Origin of the sequence: Streptomyces sp. NPDC056296 (assembly GCF_042268605.1) — a bacterium.
GTDB lineage: Bacteria > Actinomycetota > Actinomycetes > Streptomycetales > Streptomycetaceae > Streptomyces.
In genome coordinates this window covers 146325-167923 of the sequence record NZ_JBHJRX010000014.1, presented here as the reverse complement: position 1 = coordinate 167923, position 21599 = coordinate 146325, and the positions used below count along the sequence as shown (strand labels likewise).

Annotated in this window: 18 protein-coding genes; 3 read left to right on the top strand and 15 right to left on the bottom strand. The window is 70.4% G+C overall.

The window, feature by feature from the left end; all coding sequences use genetic code 11:
- The 7 genes from ACFCZF_RS13535 to ACFCZF_RS13505 all read right to left on the bottom strand — a co-directional run.
- Window positions 1-94, bottom strand: a 94-nt coding sequence (locus ACFCZF_RS13535; RefSeq protein ID WP_351336173.1) for a chorismate synthase, incomplete at its 3' end; no start/stop codon positions are given.
- 207 nt (window positions 95-301) lie between these two features.
- Complete coding sequence (locus ACFCZF_RS13530; RefSeq protein ID WP_376671774.1) at window positions 302-1141, bottom strand: shikimate dehydrogenase; 840 nt, start codon at window positions 1139-1141, stop codon at window positions 302-304.
- Entirely contained in the window at window positions 1122-2873 is a 1752-nt protein-coding gene (gene mltG, locus ACFCZF_RS13525) for an endolytic transglycosylase MltG (protein WP_376671773.1), read from the bottom strand. Before mltG ends, ACFCZF_RS13530 begins: the two co-directional genes overlap by 20 nt.
- Window positions 2874-3003: 130 nt before the next feature.
- The gene (gene ruvX, locus ACFCZF_RS13520) at window positions 3004-3468 is read right to left on the bottom strand and encodes a Holliday junction resolvase RuvX (protein ID WP_376671783.1); all 465 of its coding nucleotides are present in this window, start codon (window positions 3466-3468) and stop codon (window positions 3004-3006) included.
- Window positions 3469-3554: 86 nt separating this feature from the next.
- On the bottom strand, window positions 3555-6227 hold the full coding sequence (alaS, locus tag ACFCZF_RS13515; protein ID WP_376671772.1) for an alanine--tRNA ligase: 2673 nt from the start codon (window positions 6225-6227) through the stop codon (window positions 3555-3557).
- Window positions 6227-6583: a hypothetical protein gene (locus tag ACFCZF_RS13510; RefSeq protein ID WP_375921387.1), complete on the bottom strand. Its 357-nt coding sequence runs from the start codon at window positions 6581-6583 to the stop codon at window positions 6227-6229. The genes alaS and ACFCZF_RS13510 overlap by 1 nt, the downstream gene beginning before the upstream one ends.
- Window positions 6584-6590: 7 nt before the next feature.
- Window positions 6591-7043 carry a DUF948 domain-containing protein gene (locus ACFCZF_RS13505; protein ID WP_376671771.1) on the bottom strand — a complete coding sequence of 151 codons (453 nt, stop codon included), beginning with the start codon at window positions 7041-7043 and terminating at the stop codon, window positions 6591-6593.
- 165 nt (window positions 7044-7208) lie between these two features.
- Between ACFCZF_RS13505 and ACFCZF_RS13500 the strand changes: the two genes are divergently transcribed.
- Window positions 7209-9395 (top strand): regulator, encoded by a 2187-nt coding sequence (locus ACFCZF_RS13500; RefSeq protein ID WP_376671770.1) that lies wholly within the window; start codon window positions 7209-7211, stop codon window positions 9393-9395.
- A 27-nt stretch (window positions 9396-9422) separates the two neighbouring features.
- On the opposite strand, the gene rpsD is transcribed toward ACFCZF_RS13500, so the two are convergent.
- The 5 genes from rpsD to ACFCZF_RS13475 form a co-directional block, all read right to left on the bottom strand.
- The gene (gene rpsD / locus ACFCZF_RS13495) at window positions 9423-10037 is read right to left on the bottom strand and encodes a 30S ribosomal protein S4 (RefSeq protein WP_031035730.1); all 615 of its coding nucleotides are present in this window, start codon (window positions 10035-10037) and stop codon (window positions 9423-9425) included.
- Between the two features lie 295 nt (window positions 10038-10332).
- Window positions 10333-11688 (bottom strand): replication-associated recombination protein A, encoded by a 1356-nt coding sequence (locus tag ACFCZF_RS13490; RefSeq protein WP_376671769.1) that lies wholly within the window; start codon window positions 11686-11688, stop codon window positions 10333-10335.
- A gap of 45 nt (window positions 11689-11733) precedes the next feature.
- A complete protein-coding gene (locus tag ACFCZF_RS13485) occupies window positions 11734-12396 on the bottom strand; it encodes a vitamin K epoxide reductase family protein (RefSeq protein ID WP_376671768.1) in 663 nt (220 codons plus the stop codon).
- Window positions 12397-12590: 194 nt separating this feature from the next.
- Entirely contained in the window at window positions 12591-13853 is a 1263-nt protein-coding gene (gene hisS / locus ACFCZF_RS13480) for a histidine--tRNA ligase (protein WP_375921371.1), read from the bottom strand.
- A 13-nt stretch (window positions 13854-13866) separates the two neighbouring features.
- Window positions 13867-14574, bottom strand: a complete 708-nt coding sequence (locus tag ACFCZF_RS13475; RefSeq protein ID WP_376671767.1) for an MBL fold metallo-hydrolase — start codon at window positions 14572-14574, stop codon at window positions 13867-13869.
- 183 nt (window positions 14575-14757) lie between these two features.
- Here ACFCZF_RS13475 and ACFCZF_RS13470 point away from each other — a divergent pair, with 183 nt between their 5' ends.
- Both ACFCZF_RS13470 and ACFCZF_RS13465 read left to right on the top strand, forming a co-directional pair.
- The gene (locus ACFCZF_RS13470; protein WP_375921365.1) at window positions 14758-15582 is read left to right on the top strand and encodes a peptidylprolyl isomerase; all 825 of its coding nucleotides are present in this window, start codon (window positions 14758-14760) and stop codon (window positions 15580-15582) included.
- Between the two features lie 136 nt (window positions 15583-15718).
- On the top strand, window positions 15719-16948 hold the full coding sequence (locus ACFCZF_RS13465; RefSeq protein WP_375921362.1) for a DUF349 domain-containing protein: 1230 nt from the start codon (window positions 15719-15721) through the stop codon (window positions 16946-16948).
- A 69-nt stretch (window positions 16949-17017) separates the two neighbouring features.
- Here the strand turns inward: ACFCZF_RS13465 and relA are convergent, their stop codons facing one another.
- From relA to secF, 3 genes are all read right to left on the bottom strand, one after another.
- On the bottom strand, window positions 17018-19555 hold the full coding sequence (gene relA, locus ACFCZF_RS13460; RefSeq protein ID WP_375921359.1) for a GTP pyrophosphokinase: 2538 nt from the start codon (window positions 19553-19555) through the stop codon (window positions 17018-17020).
- A 359-nt stretch (window positions 19556-19914) separates the two neighbouring features.
- Window positions 19915-20463, bottom strand: a complete 549-nt coding sequence (locus ACFCZF_RS13455) for an adenine phosphoribosyltransferase (protein WP_376671766.1) — start codon at window positions 20461-20463, stop codon at window positions 19915-19917.
- Complete coding sequence (gene secF, locus ACFCZF_RS13450) at window positions 20460-21599, bottom strand: protein translocase subunit SecF (protein ID WP_376671765.1); 1140 nt, start codon at window positions 21597-21599, stop codon at window positions 20460-20462. Before secF ends, ACFCZF_RS13455 begins: the two co-directional genes overlap by 4 nt.

Here is a 21599-nt window from a genome sequence, read left to right as displayed (position 1 = left end):
TGGTGATCGGTACGCCGGCGGGCAGGCCCTCCAGCGTCGCGACGAGTGCGGGACCGTGGGACTCCCCCGCGGTCAGCCAGCGCAACCTGCTCAACGGTGCTCCTCAGTGCTCGCGCCCCGGTTATGCCCTGCGTACGCGTCTTCTCCGCGTACGGCGACGGCGTGTCCGGGTGCGCGGGCCCCGGTCCGCCACCTCCGATCCTCCCACGTCCGGGCGCCCGGCCCGGCCGCCGGTCCATCTGGCGGACGGGTGCGCGGACACCGGCCGACGCCATGGGGACGCCTGCGGGCCGGAGGGACGCTAACGGTCCGCGAGGGCGCGCTCTCCCGCGCGGCGCATGGCGGCGAGCGGGGCCGGAGCGCGGCCCGTCATCCGCTCCACCTGGAGCACCGCCTGGTGGAGCAGCAGGTCGAGTCCGCTGACGACGGCCCCGCCGTACGCCGACCAGCGGGCGGCGAGTGCGGTCGGCCACGGGTCGTAGAGCACGTCGAAGAGGGTCGCTGGCATCTCGGGGACGGCTGCGGCGAGGGCGTCGGTGGTGCCGGCCGGGGTGGTGGCCACCACCAGCGGGGCGCGCAGCGCCTCCTCGGCGTCCGCCCAGTCGGCGATGCGTACGGCGACGTCCAGACGCTCGGCCCAGCCCCGCATCTCGGCGGCGCGCACCTCGCTGCGTACGTAGACGGCGACCTCGCCGGTGCAGATCCGGGCCAGCGCGGCCAGCGCGGAGGAGGCGGTGGCGCCGGCGCCGAGGACCGCCGCGGTCTCGACCTTCTCGATGCCGTGTTCGCGCAGGGCGGCGACGATGCCGGGGATGTCGGTGTTGTCGCCGGTCTTCCGGCCGTCCTCGGTGAGGACCACGGTGTTCACCGCGTCCACGGAGGCCGCCGTCTCGGTGATCCCGTCGAGCAGCGGGATGACCGCCCGCTTGAGCGGCATGGTCAGCGACAGCCCCGCCCATTCGGGGCCCAGCTGCTCGAAGAAGCCCGGCAGCGCCTCTTCGTCCACGTCGAAACGGTCGTACGTCCAGCCCTCCAGGCCCAGCTCGGCATAGGCGGCGCGGTGCAGTGCCGGGGAGAGGGAATGGGCGATCGGGGAGCCGAGTACGGCTGCTCGGCGACGGTCAGTTGCCCGAGCTGGCATCGAACTTTTCCTTCAGCTTCAGGAACTCATCGTGCGTCTTGGCGAACTCGGTCTTGCTCACGCCGTCGGTGGCCACGAAGTACATCCAGCCGTCCTTCGTGGGTTCGAGCGCCGCCTGCAGTGCCTCTGCGCCGGGGTTGCCGATGGGTCCGGGCGGCAGGCCCTTGTTGGTGTAGGTGTTGTACGGGTCCGGGTTGCTGTTGATCTCGGACTCGCTGATGCGGATCTTGCTCTGGCCCTTCAGGTAGTTGAAGGTCGAGTCGAACTGGAGCTCCTGGTTGGTCTCCGTGTTGGTGGGCTTGAGCCGGTTGTAGATGACCTCGGACATCCGGCGGAAGTCGTCGTGGGTCTTGCCCTCCGCCTGCACCAGGCTCGCCACGGTGAGCAGCTGCCAGGGGCCGTCGAGGCCGAGGCCCTCCGCCTTCTCCTCGAGTCCGATCTTCTCGTACTGCTCGGTGGCCCGGTCCACCATCTGCTTCAGCACGTCCTCGGGCTTCTGGCCCTTGGCCGCCGAGTAGCTGGACGGGTAGAGGAATCCTTCCAGCGGGTCCTTCACGTTCTTGTGGTTCATCGCCCAGTCGGGCAGGCCGAGACTCTTCCACTCGGTCTTGGCGACGCCGGCCGTGGTGCCCTCGTCCACTCCGAGCTGCTTGTCGATCATCTTGTAGACGTCGACGTTGCGTTTGCCCTCGGGGATGATCAGGTTGCTGCGGCTCTTGGGGTTGAGCAGGAGTTCGACCGCGCTCTCGGCCGACATCTCCTTCTGCAGCGTGTACACGCCGGTCTGGATGCTCTTGCCGCGGGGGTTGCTCTGCTGGGCGACGATGAAGGCGTCGACGCTCTTCACCACGCCCTTCCGCTTGAGCTCCTGGCCGATGGTCGAGCCGCCCGCGCCCTTGGGGATGGAGACGGTCACCTGCTCGCCGTTGCCGTCGCCCGCGTAGTCCGGGGCCGCGCCGAAACGATCCTGGTAGAACTGGTAGCCGAAATATCCGACTCCCGCCACGCCGCCGCCGAGCACCAGGCAGACCACGAGGCACGCGACCCCGTTGCGGCCCTTCTTGGGCTTGCCGCCCCGGCCGCCCCTGTCCCTGCGGTCACCGCGCCCGCGACCGCCGGAGTCGTCGTCCTCTCCGTCCGCGTCCCCGCCCGCGAAGAAGGCGTGCTCGCCCTCGTCGGGACCGGGGTCCCAGTCGGTGCGCTCGGAATCGGGCTCGGCGCGCCGGCGGGCGGGCGGTTCCGGCGGCGGGTATGCCTCCGGGGTGCCGTAGAAGTCGGGCTGCTCCGCGCCATAGGCGGCGGACTGCTGGCCGTAGGGATCCGACGGGTCGGCGGGGTACTGCGCGTGGGGAGGCGCGCCGGTGCCCCAGCCGCCGTTGTCGTAGCCGTGCTGGGGTTGCCCCTGGGAGGCGTACTGCTGGTCGTACTGCTGTTGGTCGTACTGCTGCTGGTCGTACCGCGGCTGACCGTACTGGTCGTACTGCGGCTCGGGGGGCTGCTGCTGACCGTACTGGTCGTACTGCGGCTGCTGACCGTACGCGGACTGGCCGCCGTCGCCCCAGTCGCCGTACTGCTGCTGCGACTGCTGCTGCTCCGGATACTGCTGTGGCTGGCCGCCGTAGGGGGACTGCTGACCCGTATGGGCCTGCTGTCCGCCCCATCCGCCGTCCCCGTACAACGGGTCCTCCGGATGCCACGGTTCGGAGCCTGGGCCCCGGCCATACTCAGTCATCGATCCCCTAGAGCCGCGAGGCGACGGGGCACGCGCGGCCTGTCATGGAGGGCCGGCTTCCGTTCCGCCTCTTGCTGTGCGGTGGCTGTTCGAATGCCTCCGCATCGCGCGGAACGTTACCGTATCGCGATCAGATGACCACTTCGACGCCCTCGCCGGGTGCTCTGCCTGACACCCGTTCGGATTCCAGTGCCTGCTGAAGGATGATCACAGCGGCGGCCTGGTCGATGACGGACCGGCCCTTCTTGGACTTCACTCCCGAGGCGCGCAGTCCCTGACTGGCGGTCACCGTCGTCATCCGCTCGTCGACGAGCCTGACCGGGACCGGTGCGATGCCGCGGGCCAGTTCCTGCGCGAAGCGCCTGACCTTGGCCGCGGCCGGGCCCTCGCCCCCCTTGAGGGAGCGAGGGAGACCGACGACGACCTCGATCGGCTCGTACTCCTCGACCAGCCCGCGCAGCCGCCGGTGCGCCGCCGGGGCGTCACGGCCGGGGACGGTCTCCACCGGTGTGGCCAGGATTCCGTCGGGGTCGCAGGAGGCGACCCCGATACGGGCGTCCCCGACGTCGATCGCCAGGCGGCGACCCCGGCGCATGACCGGGCCGTCCGTACGATCATCCGTCCGGCGGTCCGCCGGCTGGTCCATCTGGCCGTCGTCCCTCCGGCCGCCTGCGGCGTCGCTCACTTGGCGCTGTCCGCCACGAGGCGCTCGACGGCGTCGACGGCGTCACCGATGGCGCCCGGGTTCTGGCCGCCGCCCTGGGCGACGTCCGGCTTGCCGCCACCGCCGCCGCCGAGGGTCTTGGCGGCGGTGCGCACCAGGTCACCGGCCTTGAGGCCGCGCTCGCGGGCGGCCTCGTTGGTGGCGATGACGGTGAGGGGCTTGCCGTTGACCGTGGTGAACAGGGCGACGACAGCGGCCCGGCCGCCCTGGATGCGGCCGCGCACGTCGAGGACCAGCTTGCGCAGGTCGTCGGCGGTGGTGCCGTCCGGGACCTGCCCGGTCACCAGGGCCACACCGCGCACGTCCTTGGCGGAGTCGGCGAGCGAGCCGGCGGCCTGGAGGACCTTCTCGGCGCGGAACTTCTCGATCTCCTTCTCGGCGTCCTTGAGCTTGCCGAGCATCGCGGAGACCTTCTCCGGGAGCTCCTCCGGACGGCCCTTGATCAGCTCCTGGAGCTGGGCGACGACCGTGTGCTCACGGGCGAGGAAGTTGTAGGCGTCCACGCCGACCAGGGCCTCGATACGGCGTACGCCGGAGCCGATGGACGACTCGCCGAGCAGCTTGACCAGGCCGAGCTGGGCGGTGTTGTGCACGTGGGTGCCGCCGCACAGCTCCTTGGAGAAGTCGCCGATGGTCACGACGCGCACGCGCTCGCCGTACTTCTCGCCGAACTCGGCGATGGCGCCCTGCTTCTTGGCCTCGTCGATGCCCATGACGTCAGCGCGCACGTCCAGGTCGCGGGCGAGCACCTCGTTGATCTTCTGCTCGACGTCGGTCATCACGGCCGTCGGAACGGCGGACGGCGAGCCGAAGTCGAAGCGGAAGCGGCCGGGCTGGTTCTCGGAACCGGCCTGGGCGGCCGTCGGGCCGAGGGCGTCGCGCAGCGCCTGGTGGGTGAGGTGGGTGGCCGAGTGGGCGCGGGCGATGGCCGTGCGGCGGCGGTCGTCGATGGAGGCCTGGGCCTTGGCACCGACGGTGACCTCGCCGACCTGGACGACGCCCTTGTGGACGTACACGCCCGGGACCGGCTTCTGGCAGTCGCGGATCTCGATGACGGCACCGGTGTCGACCTTGATCCGGCCGGTGTCACCGATCTGGCCGCCGCCCTCGGCGTAGAACGGGGTGCGGTCGAGGACGATCTCGACCTCGTCGCCCTCGGTGGCGGCCGGGGAGGAGGCGCCGTCGACGAGGATGCCGACGATCGTGGACTCGCTCTCGGTGTCGCTGTAGCCGACGAAGTCGGTGGCACCGGCCTTGTCGGCGATCTCGCGGTAGGCGCCGGTGCCGGCGTGGCCGGTCTTCTTGGCCTGGGCGTCGGCCTTGGCGCGCTCCCGCTGCTCCTTCATGAGGCGGCGGAACCCGTCCTCGTCCACGGAGAGCCCCTGCTCGGCGGCCATCTCCAGGGTGAGGTCGATCGGGAAGCCCCAGGTGTCGTGGAGCAGGAACGCCTTGTCGCCGGCGAGGACGGCGCCACCGGCGGCCTTGGTGTCGCTGACGGCGGTGTCGAGGATGTTGGTGCCGGCCTTCAGCGTCTTCAGGAAGGCGTTCTCCTCGGCGAGGGCGACCTTCTCGATCCGCTCGCGGTCGGTGATCAGCTCGGGGTACTGCTGCCCCATCATCTCGATCACGACGTCGATCAGGTCCTTGACGACCGGACCGGTGGCGCCGAGCAGCCGCATGTTGCGGATGGCGCGGCGCATGATGCGGCGCAGCACGTAGCCGCGGCCCTCGTTGCCGGGGGTGACGCCGTCGCCGATGAGCATCACGGACGTGCGCATGTGGTCGGTGACCACGCGCAGGGAGACGTCGGAGGCGTGGGCGTCGCCGTAGGCCACGCCGGTCAGGTCGGTGGCCTTCTTGATGACGGCCATGGAGGTGTCGATCTCGTACATGTTCTGCACGCCCTGCAGAATCATGGCGAGCCGCTCCAGGCCGAGGCCCGTGTCGATGTTCTGGCTCGGCAGGTCCCCGAGGATCTCGAAGTCCTCCTTGCCGATGCCCTCGCCCCGCTCGTACTGCATGAAGACGAGGTTCCAGATCTCCACGTACCGCTCGTCGTTGACGGCGGGGCCGCCCTCGACGCCGAACTCGGGGCCGCGGTCGTAGTTGATCTCGGAGCAGGGGCCGCAGGGGCCGGGGACGCCCATGGACCAGTAGTTGTCCTTCTTGCCGAGGCGCTGGATGCGCTCGGAGGGGACGCCGACGACGTCGTGCCAGATGCGCTCGGCCTCGTCGTCGTCCTTGTAGACGGTGATCCACAGGCGCTCGGGGTCGAGGCCGTAACCACCCTTGTCCTGGGCGCTGGTGAGCAGCTCCCAGGCGTACTTGATGGCGCCTTCCTTGAAGTAGTCGCCGAAGGAGAAGTTGCCGCACATCTGGAAGAACGTGCCGTGGCGCGTGGTCTTGCCGACCTCTTCGATGTCCGGCGTGCGCACGCACTTCTGCACGCTCGTGGCACGGTCGAAGGGCGGCTTGACCTCACCCAGGAAGTAGGGCTTGAAGGGCACCATGCCGGCCGGGACCAGCAGCAGAGTCGGGTCGTCCGCGATGAGCGACGCCGAAGGGACGACGGTGTGACCGCGCTCCTCGAAGAAGCTCAACCAGCGGCGACGAATCTCGGCCGACTCCATCAGTGGTCCTCATTCCGGTTGTACGAGTACGTCGCCCTGACGTCGACGACGGACTTCGGTTCGTTGCGGTTCTCGATGGCGTTGTGACGCCGGGGTTCGGGGAGTTCACGGTCGACGGGGGCCTTCAGCCCGAGCGCGTCGTCCAGTTCGGCCTCCCGCTGGGCCATGTTCTCGCGGACGTCGAGTGCGAAGCCCACCGCGCGGTCCTTGAGCCGGGTGCCCGCGTCGAGCGCCTTGTTCGCCGCGGTCGCGGCGAGGCTGTCGGGGGTCAGCTGCTTGAGCTTCCGGTTGACCTTGGTGGTGGCCCACACGCCGGCGGCGACGCCGGTGCCGAACCAGAACGTACGGCGGAACATCGCTGGATCAGTCCTTCTTCCGCTTCGTCCGCCGCGCCGCCGGGATCGTACGGCCGACGATCACGGTGCGCCGCGGCTCCTTGGCCGGGCCCGCGGGCACGCCCTCCTTGCGACCGCCGAGTGCCCGGCGCACGCCGTACCCGAACGCGGCGACCTTGACCAGGGGGCCGCCGAAGGTGGAGGCCACGGTGGTGGACAGCGCGGAGGCGTTCGACGTGACCTCCTGGACGTCGGAGGCGATCGCGTCGACCCGGTCGATCTGGGTCTGCGCGGAGCGCACCGCCGACGAGGCGTCGGACAGCAGCGGGACGGCCTGGTCGGTCACGTCCGCCACGAGCTTGGTGGTCGCCCTGAGCGTCTGGGCCAGCCTCGCCAGTGCGACGGCGAGGAAGGAGACCAGGATCGCCCAGAAGACGGCCACCAGGATCCCGGCCACCTCGCCACCGGACACTGTGTGCACCCGCTCCCTGAAAGACGTGCCTGAACATCGGGAAAGTCGTTCACCGAGCCTATCGCGCCGGGCGCGGGGCTCCGTACCGGATTACCCTCCGCGCGCGGCGCAGCGCGGTGGGATCGCGAGAAGCGATTGTACGGAGTGAATTTGGTTAAGTACGCTCCGTGTTTTATGCGAGACCATCGGCGCGACGGCATCCCGCACGGCAACCTACCGCTGGAACTCGACGCGTTCGTGGGGAGAGCGACGGAGCTGGCGGAGCTGGCCCGGGCACTGGACTCCGGGCGGCTGGTGACCGTGACCGGGGCCGGCGGGGTCGGGAAATCGCGTCTGGCGGCGCGGGCCGCCGCGCGGTGCGCACCCCGGGACGGGGTGTGGCGGGTGGAACTGGCGCCGGTGCGCGACGAGGAGTTCGTCGACTACGCGGTCGTGGAGGCGCTGGGCCTGACCGACCACACGACCCGGCTGCCGCGCGAGGCGCTGCTCGCGCACCTCGCCGAGCGGGAGTTGCTCCTGGTCCTCGACGGGGTCGAGCACCTGGTGGACGCCTGTGCCGCACTGGCGACCGACCTGCTGGGCCGCGCTCCGGGGCTGCGGGTGCTGGCGGTGGGGCGCAGGCCGCTGGGCGTGGCCGGGGAACGGCGGTTTCCGCTGGCGCCGTTGAGCCCGGAGGAGGCGGTGGACCTGCTGACGGTCCGCGCGGGGCAGCGGCACCTTGCGTACGGGCACGACGCCGACCTTGAAGAGGAGTCCGGGGAGGTGCGCGAACTGTGCCGGCGCCTGGACGGGATCCCGCTGGCGATCGAACTGGCGGCGGGGCGGCTGGACGCGCTGTCGCCGGGACAGGTGCTGCAACGGCTGGACGACCGCTTCCGCCTGCTGACCGGCGGAGGCCGCACCTCGCTGCCCCGGCACCGCACGCTGCGCACGGCGATCGGCTGGAGCCATGAGCTGTGCACGCCGGCGGAGCGGCTGCTGTGGGCACGGCTCTCGGTGTTCGCGGGGCCGTTCGACCTGGAGGCCGCCGAGTACGTGTGCAGCGGCGAGGGGCTGCCCGCCGACGATGTCCTCGACGTGCTCTCCGCGCTGCTCGCGCAGTCCGTGCTGACCCGCGAGGAGGCCCCGACCGGGGTGCGCTACCGGATGCTCGACACGGTGCGGGCGTACGGCGCCGACTGGCTGGAGGCGACGGGTGACGCGACACGGCTGCGGCGACGGCACCGGGACTGGTACATGGGCCTGGCGACCTGGTGCGAGCTGGAGTGGTTCTCGCCGCGCCAGCGCGAGGTCGCCGCGCGGGTGAACGCGGAGCTGCCGAATCTGCGCAGCGCCCTGGAGCACTGCCTGACCGAGCCGGACGAGGCTCACCTGGGCCAGTACCTGGCGGGCGCGCTGTGGTTCCACTGGGTCGGCTGCGGACGGCTGTCGGAGGGGCGGCGCTGGCTGGAGCAGGCGGTGCGGCTGGACGTGGAGGGGACGGCCGGCGAGCAGTCCCGGCTGAAGGCGCTGTGGGTGCTCGGCTACGTGGCGATCCTGCAGGGCGACACGGTGCCCGCGCTGGCGGCGCTCCAGGAGTGCCGGGAGGAGGCCGAGCGGTCGGCGAATCCCACGGCGGTGGCCTACGCGGAGCACCGCACCGGATGTCTGGCACTGGTCACGGACGACATGCCGCGTGCGGAGACGCTGCTGCGCTCCGCGCTGCGGCGGTACCGGGAGATCGGCGAACTCAACAGCAACGTCCTGATGGGCCAGGTGGAGCTGGCGATGACGCGGGCGTTCCAGGGCGATCTGCCGGAAGCGGTGCGGTTGTGCGAGGACGTGCGCCAGGTGTGCGAGGACCACGGCGAGCGCTGGACCCGGGGTTACGCCCTGTACGTGCTGGCTTACGCGGCGTGGAGCGACGGCGAGCCGGGGCGTGCCCGCGAGCTGCTGGCCGACTGCCTGGCGGGTGCGCACCGTTTCCGGGACCAGCTCGGCTCGGTGCTGGCGCTGGAACTGCTGGCCCTGGTCACCGTGGCGGACGGGAACGCGGCGGAGGCCGCGGTGCTGCAGGGCGCGGCGGGGCGGATGTGGCCGTCGGTGGGGCTGCCGTTGTTCGGCTCGGCGCACTACAACGCGCCGCACGAGCTGTGCGAGGCGGCGGCCCGGGAGCAGCTGGGCGACGAGCGGTACGAGGAGTGCGTGCGGCACGGGGCGCGGCTCGGCCGCCGGGAGGCGGTGTCGCGGGCGCTGCGGCGGCCCGGGGCGCCGGCCTCGCCGCCGGCGCCGCGTGGGAGCGGGCGGCGTGCCACGGCGGACGCGCGGACGGCGAAGCCCGCCGCCTCGCCCACCCGGAAGGGCGGGGAGACGGCGGGCTGAGGTGCTGGTACTGCGCCGGGGCTGGGGTCAGCGGGCGTAGTACTCGACGACGAGCTGCTCGTCGCAGATCACCGGGATCTCCTTGCGGTTCGGCTCGCGGTCCAGGCGGAACGCCAGGGCCTTGAGGTTCACCTGGAGGTAGCGCGGGGTCTCGCCGTCGGGGGCGAAGCCACCCTCGCGGGCGATGGTGAAGAGCGTCTTCTCCTTGGAGCGGTCGCGCACCTGCACGACGTCGTCCGGACGGACGCGGAAGGACGGCTTGTCGACCTTCTGACCGTTGACCTGGATGTGGCCGTGGACGACCATCTGGCGGGCCTGGTAGATCGTGCGGGCGATGCCCGAACGCAGGACCAGCGCGTCGAGACGGCGCTCCAGCTCGATGACCAGGGCCTCGCCGGTCTTCATGTTGGTCTTGGAGGCGCGCTCGTAGGCGCGGACGAGCTGGCGCTCGCTGAGGTCGTACTGCGCGCGCAGACGCTGCTTCTCGAGCAGACGGACCTTGTAGTCCGAGTTCTGCTTGCGGCCGCGGCCGTGCTCGCCCGGCGGGTAGGGGCGGGCCTCGAAGTACTTGACGGCCTTCGGGGTCAGCGCGATGCCGAGGGCACGCGACTTCTTGACCTTGGGACGGGGCTGGTTCGCCACTGTCTGTGTCTCTTTTCTGAGTATCCGGCTTGTCAGGGTTGAGGGAGGTCGCAATCCGCAGCCGGGAAAACCCGCCTGGTCCGCGTGGGACCTGCCGGGCAGCCGCTCCCCTGGTCTGGGCACATACGTGCAGCACGCGAGTGGCCCACCGACCGCTCCCAAAAGCCGGGTGGTGGTGGGCTGCCCGCGACACCGATCGACGGTGCGCGACGCTCCTGGAACCCCGAGGGGTTCCGGCCGGTTGTCCCGTTCTGACTGCGCGGGACTCGGCGCTCCGAGCGATTCTACAGGCTGCTCAGGACCGCTTGCGACCGAGGTGCCCGCGGGTCCACTCCACCGCGTCCGCGTATCGGGCCTCGGCGCCGTGCCGGGTCGGCGTGTAGTACGTCCGGTCCTTCAGTTCGTCCGGGGCGTACTGCTGGGCGGCGATACCCTCCGGCAGGTCGTGCGGGTACACGTACCCCTGACCGTGCCCGAGCTTGCCCGCGCCCTTGTAGTGACTGTCGCGCAGGTGCGAGGGGACCGGTCCGGCGTGCCCCTTGCGTACGTCGTCCAGGGCGGCGCCGATGGCGGTGGTCGCGGCGTTGGACTTGGGGGCGAGGGCCAGGGCGATGGTCGCGTGGCTGAGGGTGAGCCCTGCCTCGGGGAAGCCGATCATGGCGACGGCCTGGGCGGCGGCGACGGCGATCGGCAGGGCGTTCGGGTCGGCGAGGCCGATGTCCTCGCTGGCGGAGATCATCAGACGCCGCGCGATGAACCGGGGGTCCTCGCCGGCCTCGACCATCCGGGCCAGGTAGTGCAGGGCGGCGTCCACGTCGGAGCCGCGGATGGACTTGATCAGGGCGCTGGCGACGTCGTAGTGCTGGTCGCCGTCGCGGTCGTACTTCACCGCGGCCCGGTCGACCGTCTCCTCCAGCGTCGCCAGGGTGACCTCGGCCTCGCCCTTGTCCAGGGCGGCCCCGGCGGCGGCCTCCAGCGCGGTCAGGGCGCGGCGGGCGTCGCCGCCGGCGATGCGCAGCAGGTGCTCCTCGGTGTCCTCGGGGAGGCCGACGGCCTCCTTCAGGCCGCGCTCGTCGGTCAGGGCCCGGCGGAGCAGGCCCCGGACGTCGTCGTCGGTGAGGGGTTCGAGGGTGAGGAGGAGGGAACGGGAGAGCAGGGGGGAGATGATCGAGAAGTACGGGTTCTCGGTGGTGGCGGCGATCAGGGTGACCCAGCGGTTCTCGACGGCCGGGAGCAGGGAGTCCTGCTGGGCCTTGCTGAAGCGGTGGATCTCGTCGAGGAAGAGGACGGTCTCCTTGCCGTATCCCCCGACCGCGCGGCGGGCGCCGTCGATGACCGCGCGGACCTCCTTGACGCCCGCGGTGATCGCCGACAGCTCCACGAAGCGCTTGTTGGTGGCCTTGGAGACGACGTACGCCAGGGTGGTCTTGCCGGTGCCCGGCGGGCCCCAGAGGATGACCGAGGAGGGCCCCGCGGGGCCGGAGGCGCCCTCGCCGACCAGTCGGCGCAGGGGTGATCCGGGCTTGAGCAGGTGCTGCTGACCGACGACCTCGTCGAGGGTGCGCGGGCGCATCCGCACGGCGAGGGGGCTGCCGGTCGGGTCCTTCTCCTGGCGTTCTTCGGCTGCGGCGGTGAACAGGTCGGGCTCCACGCTCTGAACCCTAAATGACGGCACTGACAACAGGGCGGGCGCCCGTCAGCTGGTCCAGAAGTCCCACCAGCGGGTCAGGATCATCATGCCGATGATGCCGATGTGCAGTACCGGCAGGACCCAGGTGAACTCGCCGAAGAAGCCCTTGAGCCAGTTCGGCGCGGGCAGGAAGCCCTTGCGGACGTTGAAGGACGTCACGTACCAGAACATCACGATCGTCGCGACCCAGGCGAGGCAGCACCACAGGCACAGCGAGTTGATCCGGTACAGGGACTGGAACTGCAGCCAGGTGACGAACCCGACGCCGAAGAGGCAGCCGGCGTTGAAGGTGAGCCAGTACCAGCGCGGGAAGCGGGCACGCCCGAGCAGGCTCATGCCGACGCAGATGACCATGCCGTAGGCGACGAGGCCGAGCATCGGGTTGGAGAAGCCGAAGACGGAGGCCTGGTCGCTCTCCATGATGTTGCCGCAGGAGACGACCGGATTGAGGCTGCAACCGGGCGTGAACGTGGTGCCGGCGATCTTGGCCTCGAGGATCTTCTGCTTGTCGATCGTGATGACCCAGGCAGCGAGCAGACCGGCCGCACCCGTGATCACCAGCAGTAGTGCGAGGACGCGGCTGCCGCCCTCGGCGCGCGGGGTACGGGCGCCGGGATCCGGCGCGGACTCTGCCACGGTCGAGACGTCCTTCACTGTCGTCTTGCTCATCACGCCGATTCCGTCACTGAAGGGTCGGACCTGCTTCGGGCAGGGGCCATTGTGCCGCACGGACCTGTATGACCACCGTTCGATGAACCTATGAACGGACCGGCGATCACTCCTGAGCGGTGCGTTCGGGCCACCACCCGTTCCCCAGGGGCACGCGCGAGCGAACGCGCGTGTCCCTGGGGGGTGTCGCTCCGCTAGCCGAGCCGCGACTCCAGCTCGGCGACGATCTCGTTCACGCCGATCGCCGCCTGCTCGCCGGACTCCATGTCCTTCAGCTGGACGACGCCTTCGGCCAGGTCACGCTCGCCCAGGACCAGGGCGTAGCGCGCGCCCGAGCGGTTGGCCGCCTTCATCGCGGCCTTCAGGCCCTTGCCGCCGTAGGAGAAGTCGGCGGCGACGCCGTTCTTGCGCAGCTCGGTGACCTTGGCGAAGAGGATCCGGCGGGCCTCCTCGCCGAGCGGTACCGCGAAGACGGAGGTGACGGACGGGATGTCCAGTTCGATGCCCTCCGCCTCCAGGGCGAGGACGGTGCGGTCGACGCCGAGGGCCCAGCCCACGGACGGCAGGGACGGGCCGCCGATCATCTCGGACAGTCCGTCGTAGCGGCCGCCGCCGCCCACCGCGGACTGGGAGCCCAGCCCGTCGTGGACGAACTCGAAGGTCGTGCGCGTGTAGTAGTCGAGGCCGCGCACCAGCTTCGGGTCGTCCTCGAAGACCACGCCGGCCGCCGTGATCAGCTCGCGCACCTCCTCGTGGTACGCCTTGCAGGCGTCGCACAGGTAGTCGCGCAGCAGCGGGGCGTCGGTCAGCTGCTTCTGCACCTCCGGGCGCTTGTCGTCCAGGACGCGCAGCGGGTTGATGTCGGCGCGGCGCAGCGTCTCCTCGTCCAGGTCGAGGCCGCGCAGGAAGTCCTGGAGCGCCGCGCGGTAGACCGGGCGGCACTCCTGGTCGCCGAGGGAGTTGAGCAGGATGCGGAAGTCCCGCAGGCCCAGCGAGCGGTACGACTGGTCGGCGAGGATGATCAGTTCGGCGTCCAGCGCCGGGTCCTCGGCGCCGATCGCCTCGGCACCGACCTGGGAGAAGTGGCGGTAACGGCCCTTCTGCGGGCGCTCGTAGCGGTACTGCGAGCCCGAGTACCAGACCTTCACCGGCAGGTTGCCCGCCTTGTGCAGGTTGGCCTCCAGGACCGCGCGCAGCACGGGAGCCGTCGTCTCCGGGCGCAGGGCGAGCCGGTCACCGCCCTTGGTCTCGAAGACGTACATCTCCTTGGTCACGATGTCGGTGGACTCGCCGACACCGCGCGCGAAGAGCTCGACGTTCTCGAAACCGGGCGTCTCGATGTAGCCGTAGCCGGAGTTGCGCAGCGGGGCGGCGATCGCCTCGCGGACCGCCAGGTACTTGGCGGAGTCCGGCGGCAGCAGGTCGTACGTGCCCCTGGGGGCCTTGAAGGTGCTCACGGGAGGTCTCTCGTCACATTCCTCGTCGGGGAGCCTCAGCAGCTCCCTGGCCGGCCGCCACCTGCCGCAGATACGGGTTGGTGGCGCGCTCCTGGCCGATGGTCGTCTGGGGGCCGTGTCCGGACAGCACCACGGTCGAGTCGTCGAGCGGCAGGCACACGCGTGCCAGGGACTCGAGCATGTCGTCCATGGAGCCACCGGGGAAGTCGGTGCGTCCGATGGAGCCGGCGAACAGCAGGTCGCCCGAGAACATGATCGGCGGGATGTCCGCCGCCTCGGGCAGGCCGAAGGTCACCGACCCCTTGGTATGGCCCGGCGCGTGCGCGACGGTCAGTTCCATGCCCGCCAGCTCCAGCTTCGCGCCGTCGGTCAGTTCCTTGACGTCGTCCGGCTCCCCGACGGTCAGTTCGCCCATGAGCGGCATGCCGATGGTGCGGCCGATCCCCTTCTCGGGGTCGCTCATCATGAAGCGGTCGTCGGGGTGGATCCAGGCCGGCACGTCGTGGGCGCCGCACACCGGGACGACCGAGGCCACGTGGTCGATGTGGCCGTGGGTGAGGACGACGGCGACGGGCTTGAGCCGATGCTTGGCGAGTGCTTCCTCGACTCCCTGGGCGGCCTGATGGCCGGGGTCGATGATCACGCACTCCTCACCGGCGGCGGGGGCGACGAGATAGCAGTTCGTCCCCCAGGCCCCGGCGGGGAACCCGGCAATGAGCACGATCGTCCTTCGTTTGTGTCGGTACGGGTGGGCTTGCGAACGGGCCGCGCCCATGGTCAGAGCCTACCGGCGGTGCCGTTTCCTCAGCGAACCCATATACGGTACGGGGCTACACGCCCACGGTCGGCTCATCGCACCCACGCGTACCGGTCGGCACACGAAGACGCATGAGGAGAGAACCCGGTGGTCACCCAGGAGCAGCGGCGGCGTCAGCTCGCCCGGGAGAAGTTCTTGCGGCAGCAGCAGCGACGCACCTCCGCGCGACGCAAGGCGCGCACGCGCAACGCCGCGATCGCGTCGGTGCTCGGCGTGATTCTGATCGGCAGTGTCGCGCTGTACACGACCGGAGTGGTCCTGGACGACGGCGACAGCAAGACGAACGCCAACGCGGAGGTCACCCCGAGCGCCTCGCCGAGCAGCAAGGCGCCGGACCCGTGCGACAAGCCGGCCGAGGGCAAGGTCAAGACGCAGACCTGGAAGAAGGAACCTGCGATGACCATCGACAAGTCCGCGAAGTACACGATGAAACTGGCGACGACCTGCGGCGACATAGACATCGCGCTGAAGACGTCGGCGGCGCCGCACACCGTCAACTCGTTCAACTTCCTGGCCGGCAAGGGCTTCTTCGACCACACGCCGTGCCACCGGCTGACCACCAACGGGATCTACGTGCTCCAGTGCGGCGACCCGACGGGCCAGGGCAACGGCGGGCCGGGCTACAACATCCCGGACGAGAACCTGAAGGACAAGAGCCTGAAGGAGAACATGTACCCGGCGGGCACGGTGGCGATGGCCAACACCGGTCAGCCGGACTCCGGCGGCAGCCAGTTCTTCCTCGTGTACCAGAACAGCCCGCTGCCCCCCAGCTACACGCCGTTCGGCACCATCTCGGACGAGGGAATGACGGTACTGAAGAAGATCGCCGCCGCGGGCGAGAGCACCGGCGCGGGCGACGGGGCACCCAATGCGACGGTCGTGATCGACAAGGCCACCGTCACGAAATCCTGACCCTCATCAGCGAAAGTTCGGTCGCGCGGGATGCGGACAGGCCGCCCGCCGGTCGCCTATGTTGGCCGTGACGAAACTGTGGACGATGCCCGGGGGGTAGCGAAGCCCTCCGCCGGCATCATGTGGAGGAGGCGCTGTGAGCAGCGACCCGTGGGGCCGCGTCGATGAGACGGGGACCGTGTACGTGCGTACGGCCGACGGCGAGCAGGTCGTCGGTTCCTGGCAGGCAGGCTCCCCCGAGGAGGCGCTGGCCTACTTCGAACGCAAGTACGAAGGCCTGGTTGTCGAGATCGGCCTCCTCGAAAAGCGGGTGAAGACCACCGACCTGTCGGCGAAGGACGCCCAGACCGCCGTCGACCATCTGCGGGAACAGGTCGACGCGCACCACGCGGTGGGCGACCTGGACGCGCTGCGGGCCCGGCTGGACAAGCTCGTCGCGCTGGTGGAGACGCGCCGCGAGGAGCGCAAGGCGCAGCGGGCGAAGCAGTCCGACGAGGCGCGCGGCGCCAAGGAGGCGCTGGTCGCCGAGGCCGAGGAGTTGGCGCAGTCCGACCAGTGGCGGGCGGCCGGTGAGCGGCTGCGGTCCCTGGTGGACACCTGGAAGGGCCTGCCGCGCCTGGACCGCAAGTCCGACGACGAGCTGTGGCACCGCTTCTCGCACGCGCGCTCGGCGTTCTCCAAGCGCCGCAAGCAGCACTTCGCGCAGCTGGACGCGCAGCGCGAGGAGGCCCGCCGGACCAAGGAACGGCTGGTCGGCGAGGCCGAGGCGCTGTCGAACTCGACGGACTGGGGGCCGACGGCCGCGCGCTACCGCGACCTGATGTCCGAGTGGAAGGCCGCGGGCCGCGCTCAGCGCGAGCACGAGGACGATCTGTGGAACCGCTTCCGCGGCGCCCAGGACGTGTTCTTCGCCGCCCGCAGCTCGGTCTTCGCCGAGCGGGACGCCGAGCAGACGGAGAACCTCAAGCTCAAGGAGGAGCTGGCCGGGGAGGCCGAGAAGCTCCTGCCGGTCACCGACCTGAAGGCGGCCCGGGCCGCGTTCCGCGCGGTGAACGAGCGTTGGGAGGCCATCGGCCATGTGCCGCGCGACGCCCGGCCGAAGGTCGAGGGACGGATGCACGCGGTCGAGCGGGCGCTCCAGGAGGCCGAGGAGACCGAGTGGCGCCGGACCAACCCGGAGGCACGCGCGCGTGCCGAGGGTCTGACCGGTCAGCTCCAGTCCGCCGTGGACAAGCTGCGCTCGCAGATCGAGCAGGCTCGCGCCCAGGGCAACAACGCGAAGGCCGACAAGCTGGAGCGTGAGCTGGAGGGTCGGCAGGCGCTGCTGGACCAGGCCCTGAAGGGTCTGCACGAGTTCGGCGGCTGACACCGCGCATACACGCAGAGGGGCTCCCGTACACGCCGTACGGGAGCCCCTCTGCCTGTGTGACGGCCGCTACGACGGCCTGCGCGCCGACGTCACCCGGTACACGTCGTAGACGCCCTCGACGCCCCGTACGGCCTTCAGGACGTGCCCGAGGTGTTTCGGGTCGCCCATCTCGAAGGTGAAGCGGGAGGTGGCGACGCGGTCGCGGGAGGTCTGGACGGCCGCGGAGAGGATGTTGACGTGCTGGTCGGACAGCACGCGCGTGACGTCCGACAGCAGCCGGGAGCGGTCCAGGGCCTCGACCTGGATGGCGACCAGGAAGACGGAGGACTGGCTGGGGGCCCACTCGACCTCGAGGATGCGCTCGGGCTCCCGGGACAACGAGTCCACGTTCACACAGTCGCTGCGGTGAACGGACACGCCGCTGCCGCGGGTGACGAAGCCGATGATCGGGTCACCTGGGACGGGCGTACAGCAGCGGGCCAGCTTGATCCACACGTCCTCGACGCCCTTGACGACGACGCCCGGGTCGGCGTTGGTCCGGCGTTTGCGACCGCGGGCCGGCGGGACCGACTCGTCGATCTCCTCGGTGGCGGCCTCCTCGCCGCCGAGCGCCTGCACCAGCTTCTGCACGATGTTCTGCGCGGAGACATGGCCCTCGCCGATCGCCGCGTACAGCGCGGAGATGTCCGAGTAGCGCATCTCGTGGGCGAGCGTGACCAGGGAGTCGCCGGTCAGGATGCGCTGGATCGGCAGGTTCTGCTTGCGCATGGCGCGGACGATGGAGTCCTTGCCGTGCTCGATCGCCTCGTCGCGGCGCTCCTTGGAGAACCAGGCGCGGATCTTGTTGCGGGCGCGCGGTGACTTGACGAAGCCGAGCCAGTCGCGGGAGGGGCCCGCGCCGGCCGCCTTGGAGGTGAAGACCTCCACCAGGTCGCCGTTGTCCAGGGTGGACTCCAGCGGGACGAGCCGGCCGTTGACCCGCGCCCCTATGGTGCGGTGGCCGACCTCGGTGTGCACCGCGTACGCGAAGTCGACGGGGGTGGCACTCGCGGGCAGCGCTATGACGTCGCCCTTGGGGGTGAAGACGAAGACCTCGTTGCGCGAGAGGTCGAAGCGCAGGGACTCCAGGAACTCGCCGGGGTCCTCGGTCTCCTTCTGCCAGTCGAGGAGCTGGCGCAGCCACGCCATGTCGTTGAGGTGGTCGTCCTTGCCCTTGCCGGACGACTTCGGCGCGTCGGTGCGGACCTTGGAGGCGCCGGCGACGGCCTCCTGCTTGTACTTCCAGTGCGCGGCGATGCCGTACTCGGCGCGGCGGTGCATGTCGAAGGTGCGGATCTGCAGCTCGACCGGCTTGCCGTTGGGCCCGATGACCGTCGTGTGCAGCGACTGGTACATGTTGAACTTGGGCATCGCGATGTAGTCCTTGAACCGGCCGGGGACCGGGTTCCATCGCGCGTGCACGGTGCCGAGCGCCGCGTAGCAGTCGCGGACGGTGTCCACGAGTACGCGGATGCCCACCAGGTCGTAGATCTCCGCGAAGTCACGGCCGCGGACGATCATCTTCTGGTAGACGCTGTAGTAGTGCTTGGGACGCCCGGTGACGGTCGCCTTGATGCGGGCCGCGCGCAGGTCCTGTTGGACCTCGTCGGTCACGATGGCGAGGTACTCGTCGCGCTTGGGGGCGCGCTCGGCGACCAGGCGGACGATCTCGTCGTACATCTTGGGGTAGAGGATCGCGAAGGCGAGGTCCTCCAGCTCCCACTTGATGGTGTTCATGCCCAGCCGGTGGGCGAGCGGCGCGTAGATCTCCAGGGTCTCGCGCGCCTTCTTCTCCTGCTTCTCGCGCTTGAGATAGCGCATGGTGCGCATGTTGTGCAGGCGGTCGGCGAGCTTGATGACCAGGACGCGCGGGTCCTTCGCCATGGCGACGACCATCTTGCGTACGGTCTCGGCCTGGGCGGCCTCGCCGAACTTGACCTTGTCGAGCTTGGTGACGCCGTCGACGAGGAGGGTGACCACGTCGCCGAAGTCCCGGCGCAGGTCCTCCAGGCCGTACTCCGTGTCCTCGACGGTGTCGTGCAGCAGTCCGGCCATCAGCGTGGCCGGGTCCATGCCCAGCTCGGCGAGGATGGTGGTGACGGCGAGCGGATGCGTGATGTAGGGGTCGCCGCTCTTGCGCTTCTGGCCGCGGTGCCAGCGTTCGGCGACCTGGTAGGCGCGCTCGATCTGGCGCAGGGTCGCCGTCTCGATCTTGGGGTCGTTGCTGCGCACTATCCGCAGCAGCGGCTCCAGGACCGGGTTGTACGGGTTGGCGCGCTGCACGCCGAGGCGGGCGAGGCGGGCGCGGACGCGGTTGGAGGAGCCGGAGCGGGCGGGCTGGCCGGAGGGCGCGCGGACCACGGGCGCGTTCCGTTCGCGCTCGGGCGGGATCGGCTTGGGGCGTGGCTGCTGATCGGCCGGCTTGTCGACGGGCGCGGCCGGGGCGTGCTGGATCGGCCCGCGGGTGTCGTTCTTCGCCTGTGGCGAACTGGGCGCGGGCTTCGCCGCGGGCGCCGAGGCGGACTCGGGCTTTGCGGCGGTCAGTGGCTGGGCCTCGTCTGGCAAGAGGACTCCTCGTGCGCGATCCGGGTCCCCCGGTCAGGCTCCGGAAACCCCATGGTAGCGATCCTGCGCCCGGGGATCGCCTTCCGGCCACTGTGAGGGCCGTCAACCCGAGAAACGCCTGAGGCGGGCGCCGGATTCCTCCGGACCCGCCTCCGCTGTGCGACCAGGGCCTGTCGTTTGGATCAGGTCGGCTGAGAGAGACTGCGCCCTTTCAGCCCACCCGAGCGGGGCGTGGTGCGTGCAGCTGCAAGGCGGAGGAAGGCGACAGGGCGGAGCCCTGGCAACCAACGACAACGCCGCAGATGCGCGTGCCACGCCCCGCGACACCGGCATGATCCAAACGACAGGCCCTAAAGCTGTCAGACCGTGAGCAGCGCCCGCAGCGGTGCCCCGGCGAGGGCCGGCTCCAGACGGGCCCGCCCGCCGAGGAAGCCCAGCTCCATCAGGACGGCGAGGCCCGCGACCTGCGCGCCCGCCCGGCGGATGAGCTCCAGCGAGGCCTCGGCGGTACCGCCGGTGGCGAGGACGTCGTCGACGACCAGCACCCGGTCACCGGCGGCCAGGTCCTCGGCGTGCACCTCGATCTCGGCCGAGCCGTACTCAAGATCGTACGCCTGGCTGAGGGTGGCTCCGGGGAGCTTGCCCGCCTTGCGTACGGGGATGAAGCCGAGGCCGGCCCTCAGCGCCACCGGGGCGCCGAGGATGAAGCCGCGGGCCTCCAGACCGACGACCTTGGTGGCGCCGGTGCGCTCGGCGACCTCCGCGAGCGCGTCGGTCAGGGCGGCGAACGCGGCCGGGTCGGCCAGGAGCGGGGTGATGTCCTTGAACACCACGCCCGGCTCCGGATAGTCCGCCACATCCCGGATGCGGCTGAGCAGCAGCTCCGTGATGTCGGTCGTCCCGGTCATCGGCGCTTCCCCGAGGGTCGGCCGCGGCCCCTGTTGCGGGACGCAGGCTGGTTGCGGGGGCCGACGACCGCGGGCGCCGCGTCCTCGGGTTCGTCGAGGGCGTCATCGTCGTCGTCGGCGTAGCGCTCCTCGTCGACGGCGTTCTCCGCGGGCTCGCCCTTGGCGGCGGCCTGGGCGCGCTTGGCGAGGACGCGCTTCTTGAGCGCCTTCATCTGCGGCTCGGCCTCCTTGAGGTCGGCGACGAGCGGCGTGGCGATGAAGATCGACGAGTACGCGCCCGCGGCGAGGCCGACGAACAGCGACAGCGAGATGTCGTTGAGCATGCCGGCGCCGAGGACACCGCCGCCGATGAACAGCAGGCCGCCCACCGGCAGCAGCGCGACCACCGTGGTGTTGATGGAGCGGACCAGGGTACTGTTGATCGAACGGTTGGCGATCTCGGCGTAGGTCCAGCGGGTCTGTTTGGTGATGTCTCTGGTCTGTTCCTTGAGACTGTCGAAGACCACGACCGTGTCGTAGAGCGAGTAACCGAGGATCGTGAGCAGACCGATCACCGTGCCCGGTGTGACCTCGAACCCGACGAGGGCGTAGATGCCCACCGTGATGGTGATGTCGTGGATCAGCGCGACGAACGCGGCGAGCGCCATGCGCCACTCGAACGCGATCGCCAGATAGATCACCACCAGGACCATGAAGATCCCGAGGCCCTGCCAGGCCTTGTTCGCGATCTGGTCACCCCAACTGGGGCCGACCAGGTCCGCGTTGATCCGCTCCGCCGGAACGTCCAGGTCCTTGGAGAGCTTCTCCTTGATCTGGTCGGACGCCTCGGTGTCGGTGCCCGCGATCTGGATGCGGAGGCTGCCGTCGCCGAGCTTCTGGACGATCGCGTCGTGACCGGAGGCCTCTTCCGCGTACGTCTCGGTCTGGGAGACCGAGGCGCTCATGTTCTTCGGAGTGGTGAAGACCGCGCCGCCCTGGAACTCGATGCCCATGTGCAGGCCGCGCACCGCCAGGCCGACGATGGCCGTGATGGTGATGAGGATGGAGATGCCGTACCAGAGCTTGCGGTTCTTGACGAAGTCGTAGCCGACCTCGCCGTGGTGCAGTCGGGCGCCGAGGTTGCCGAGCTTTCCCAT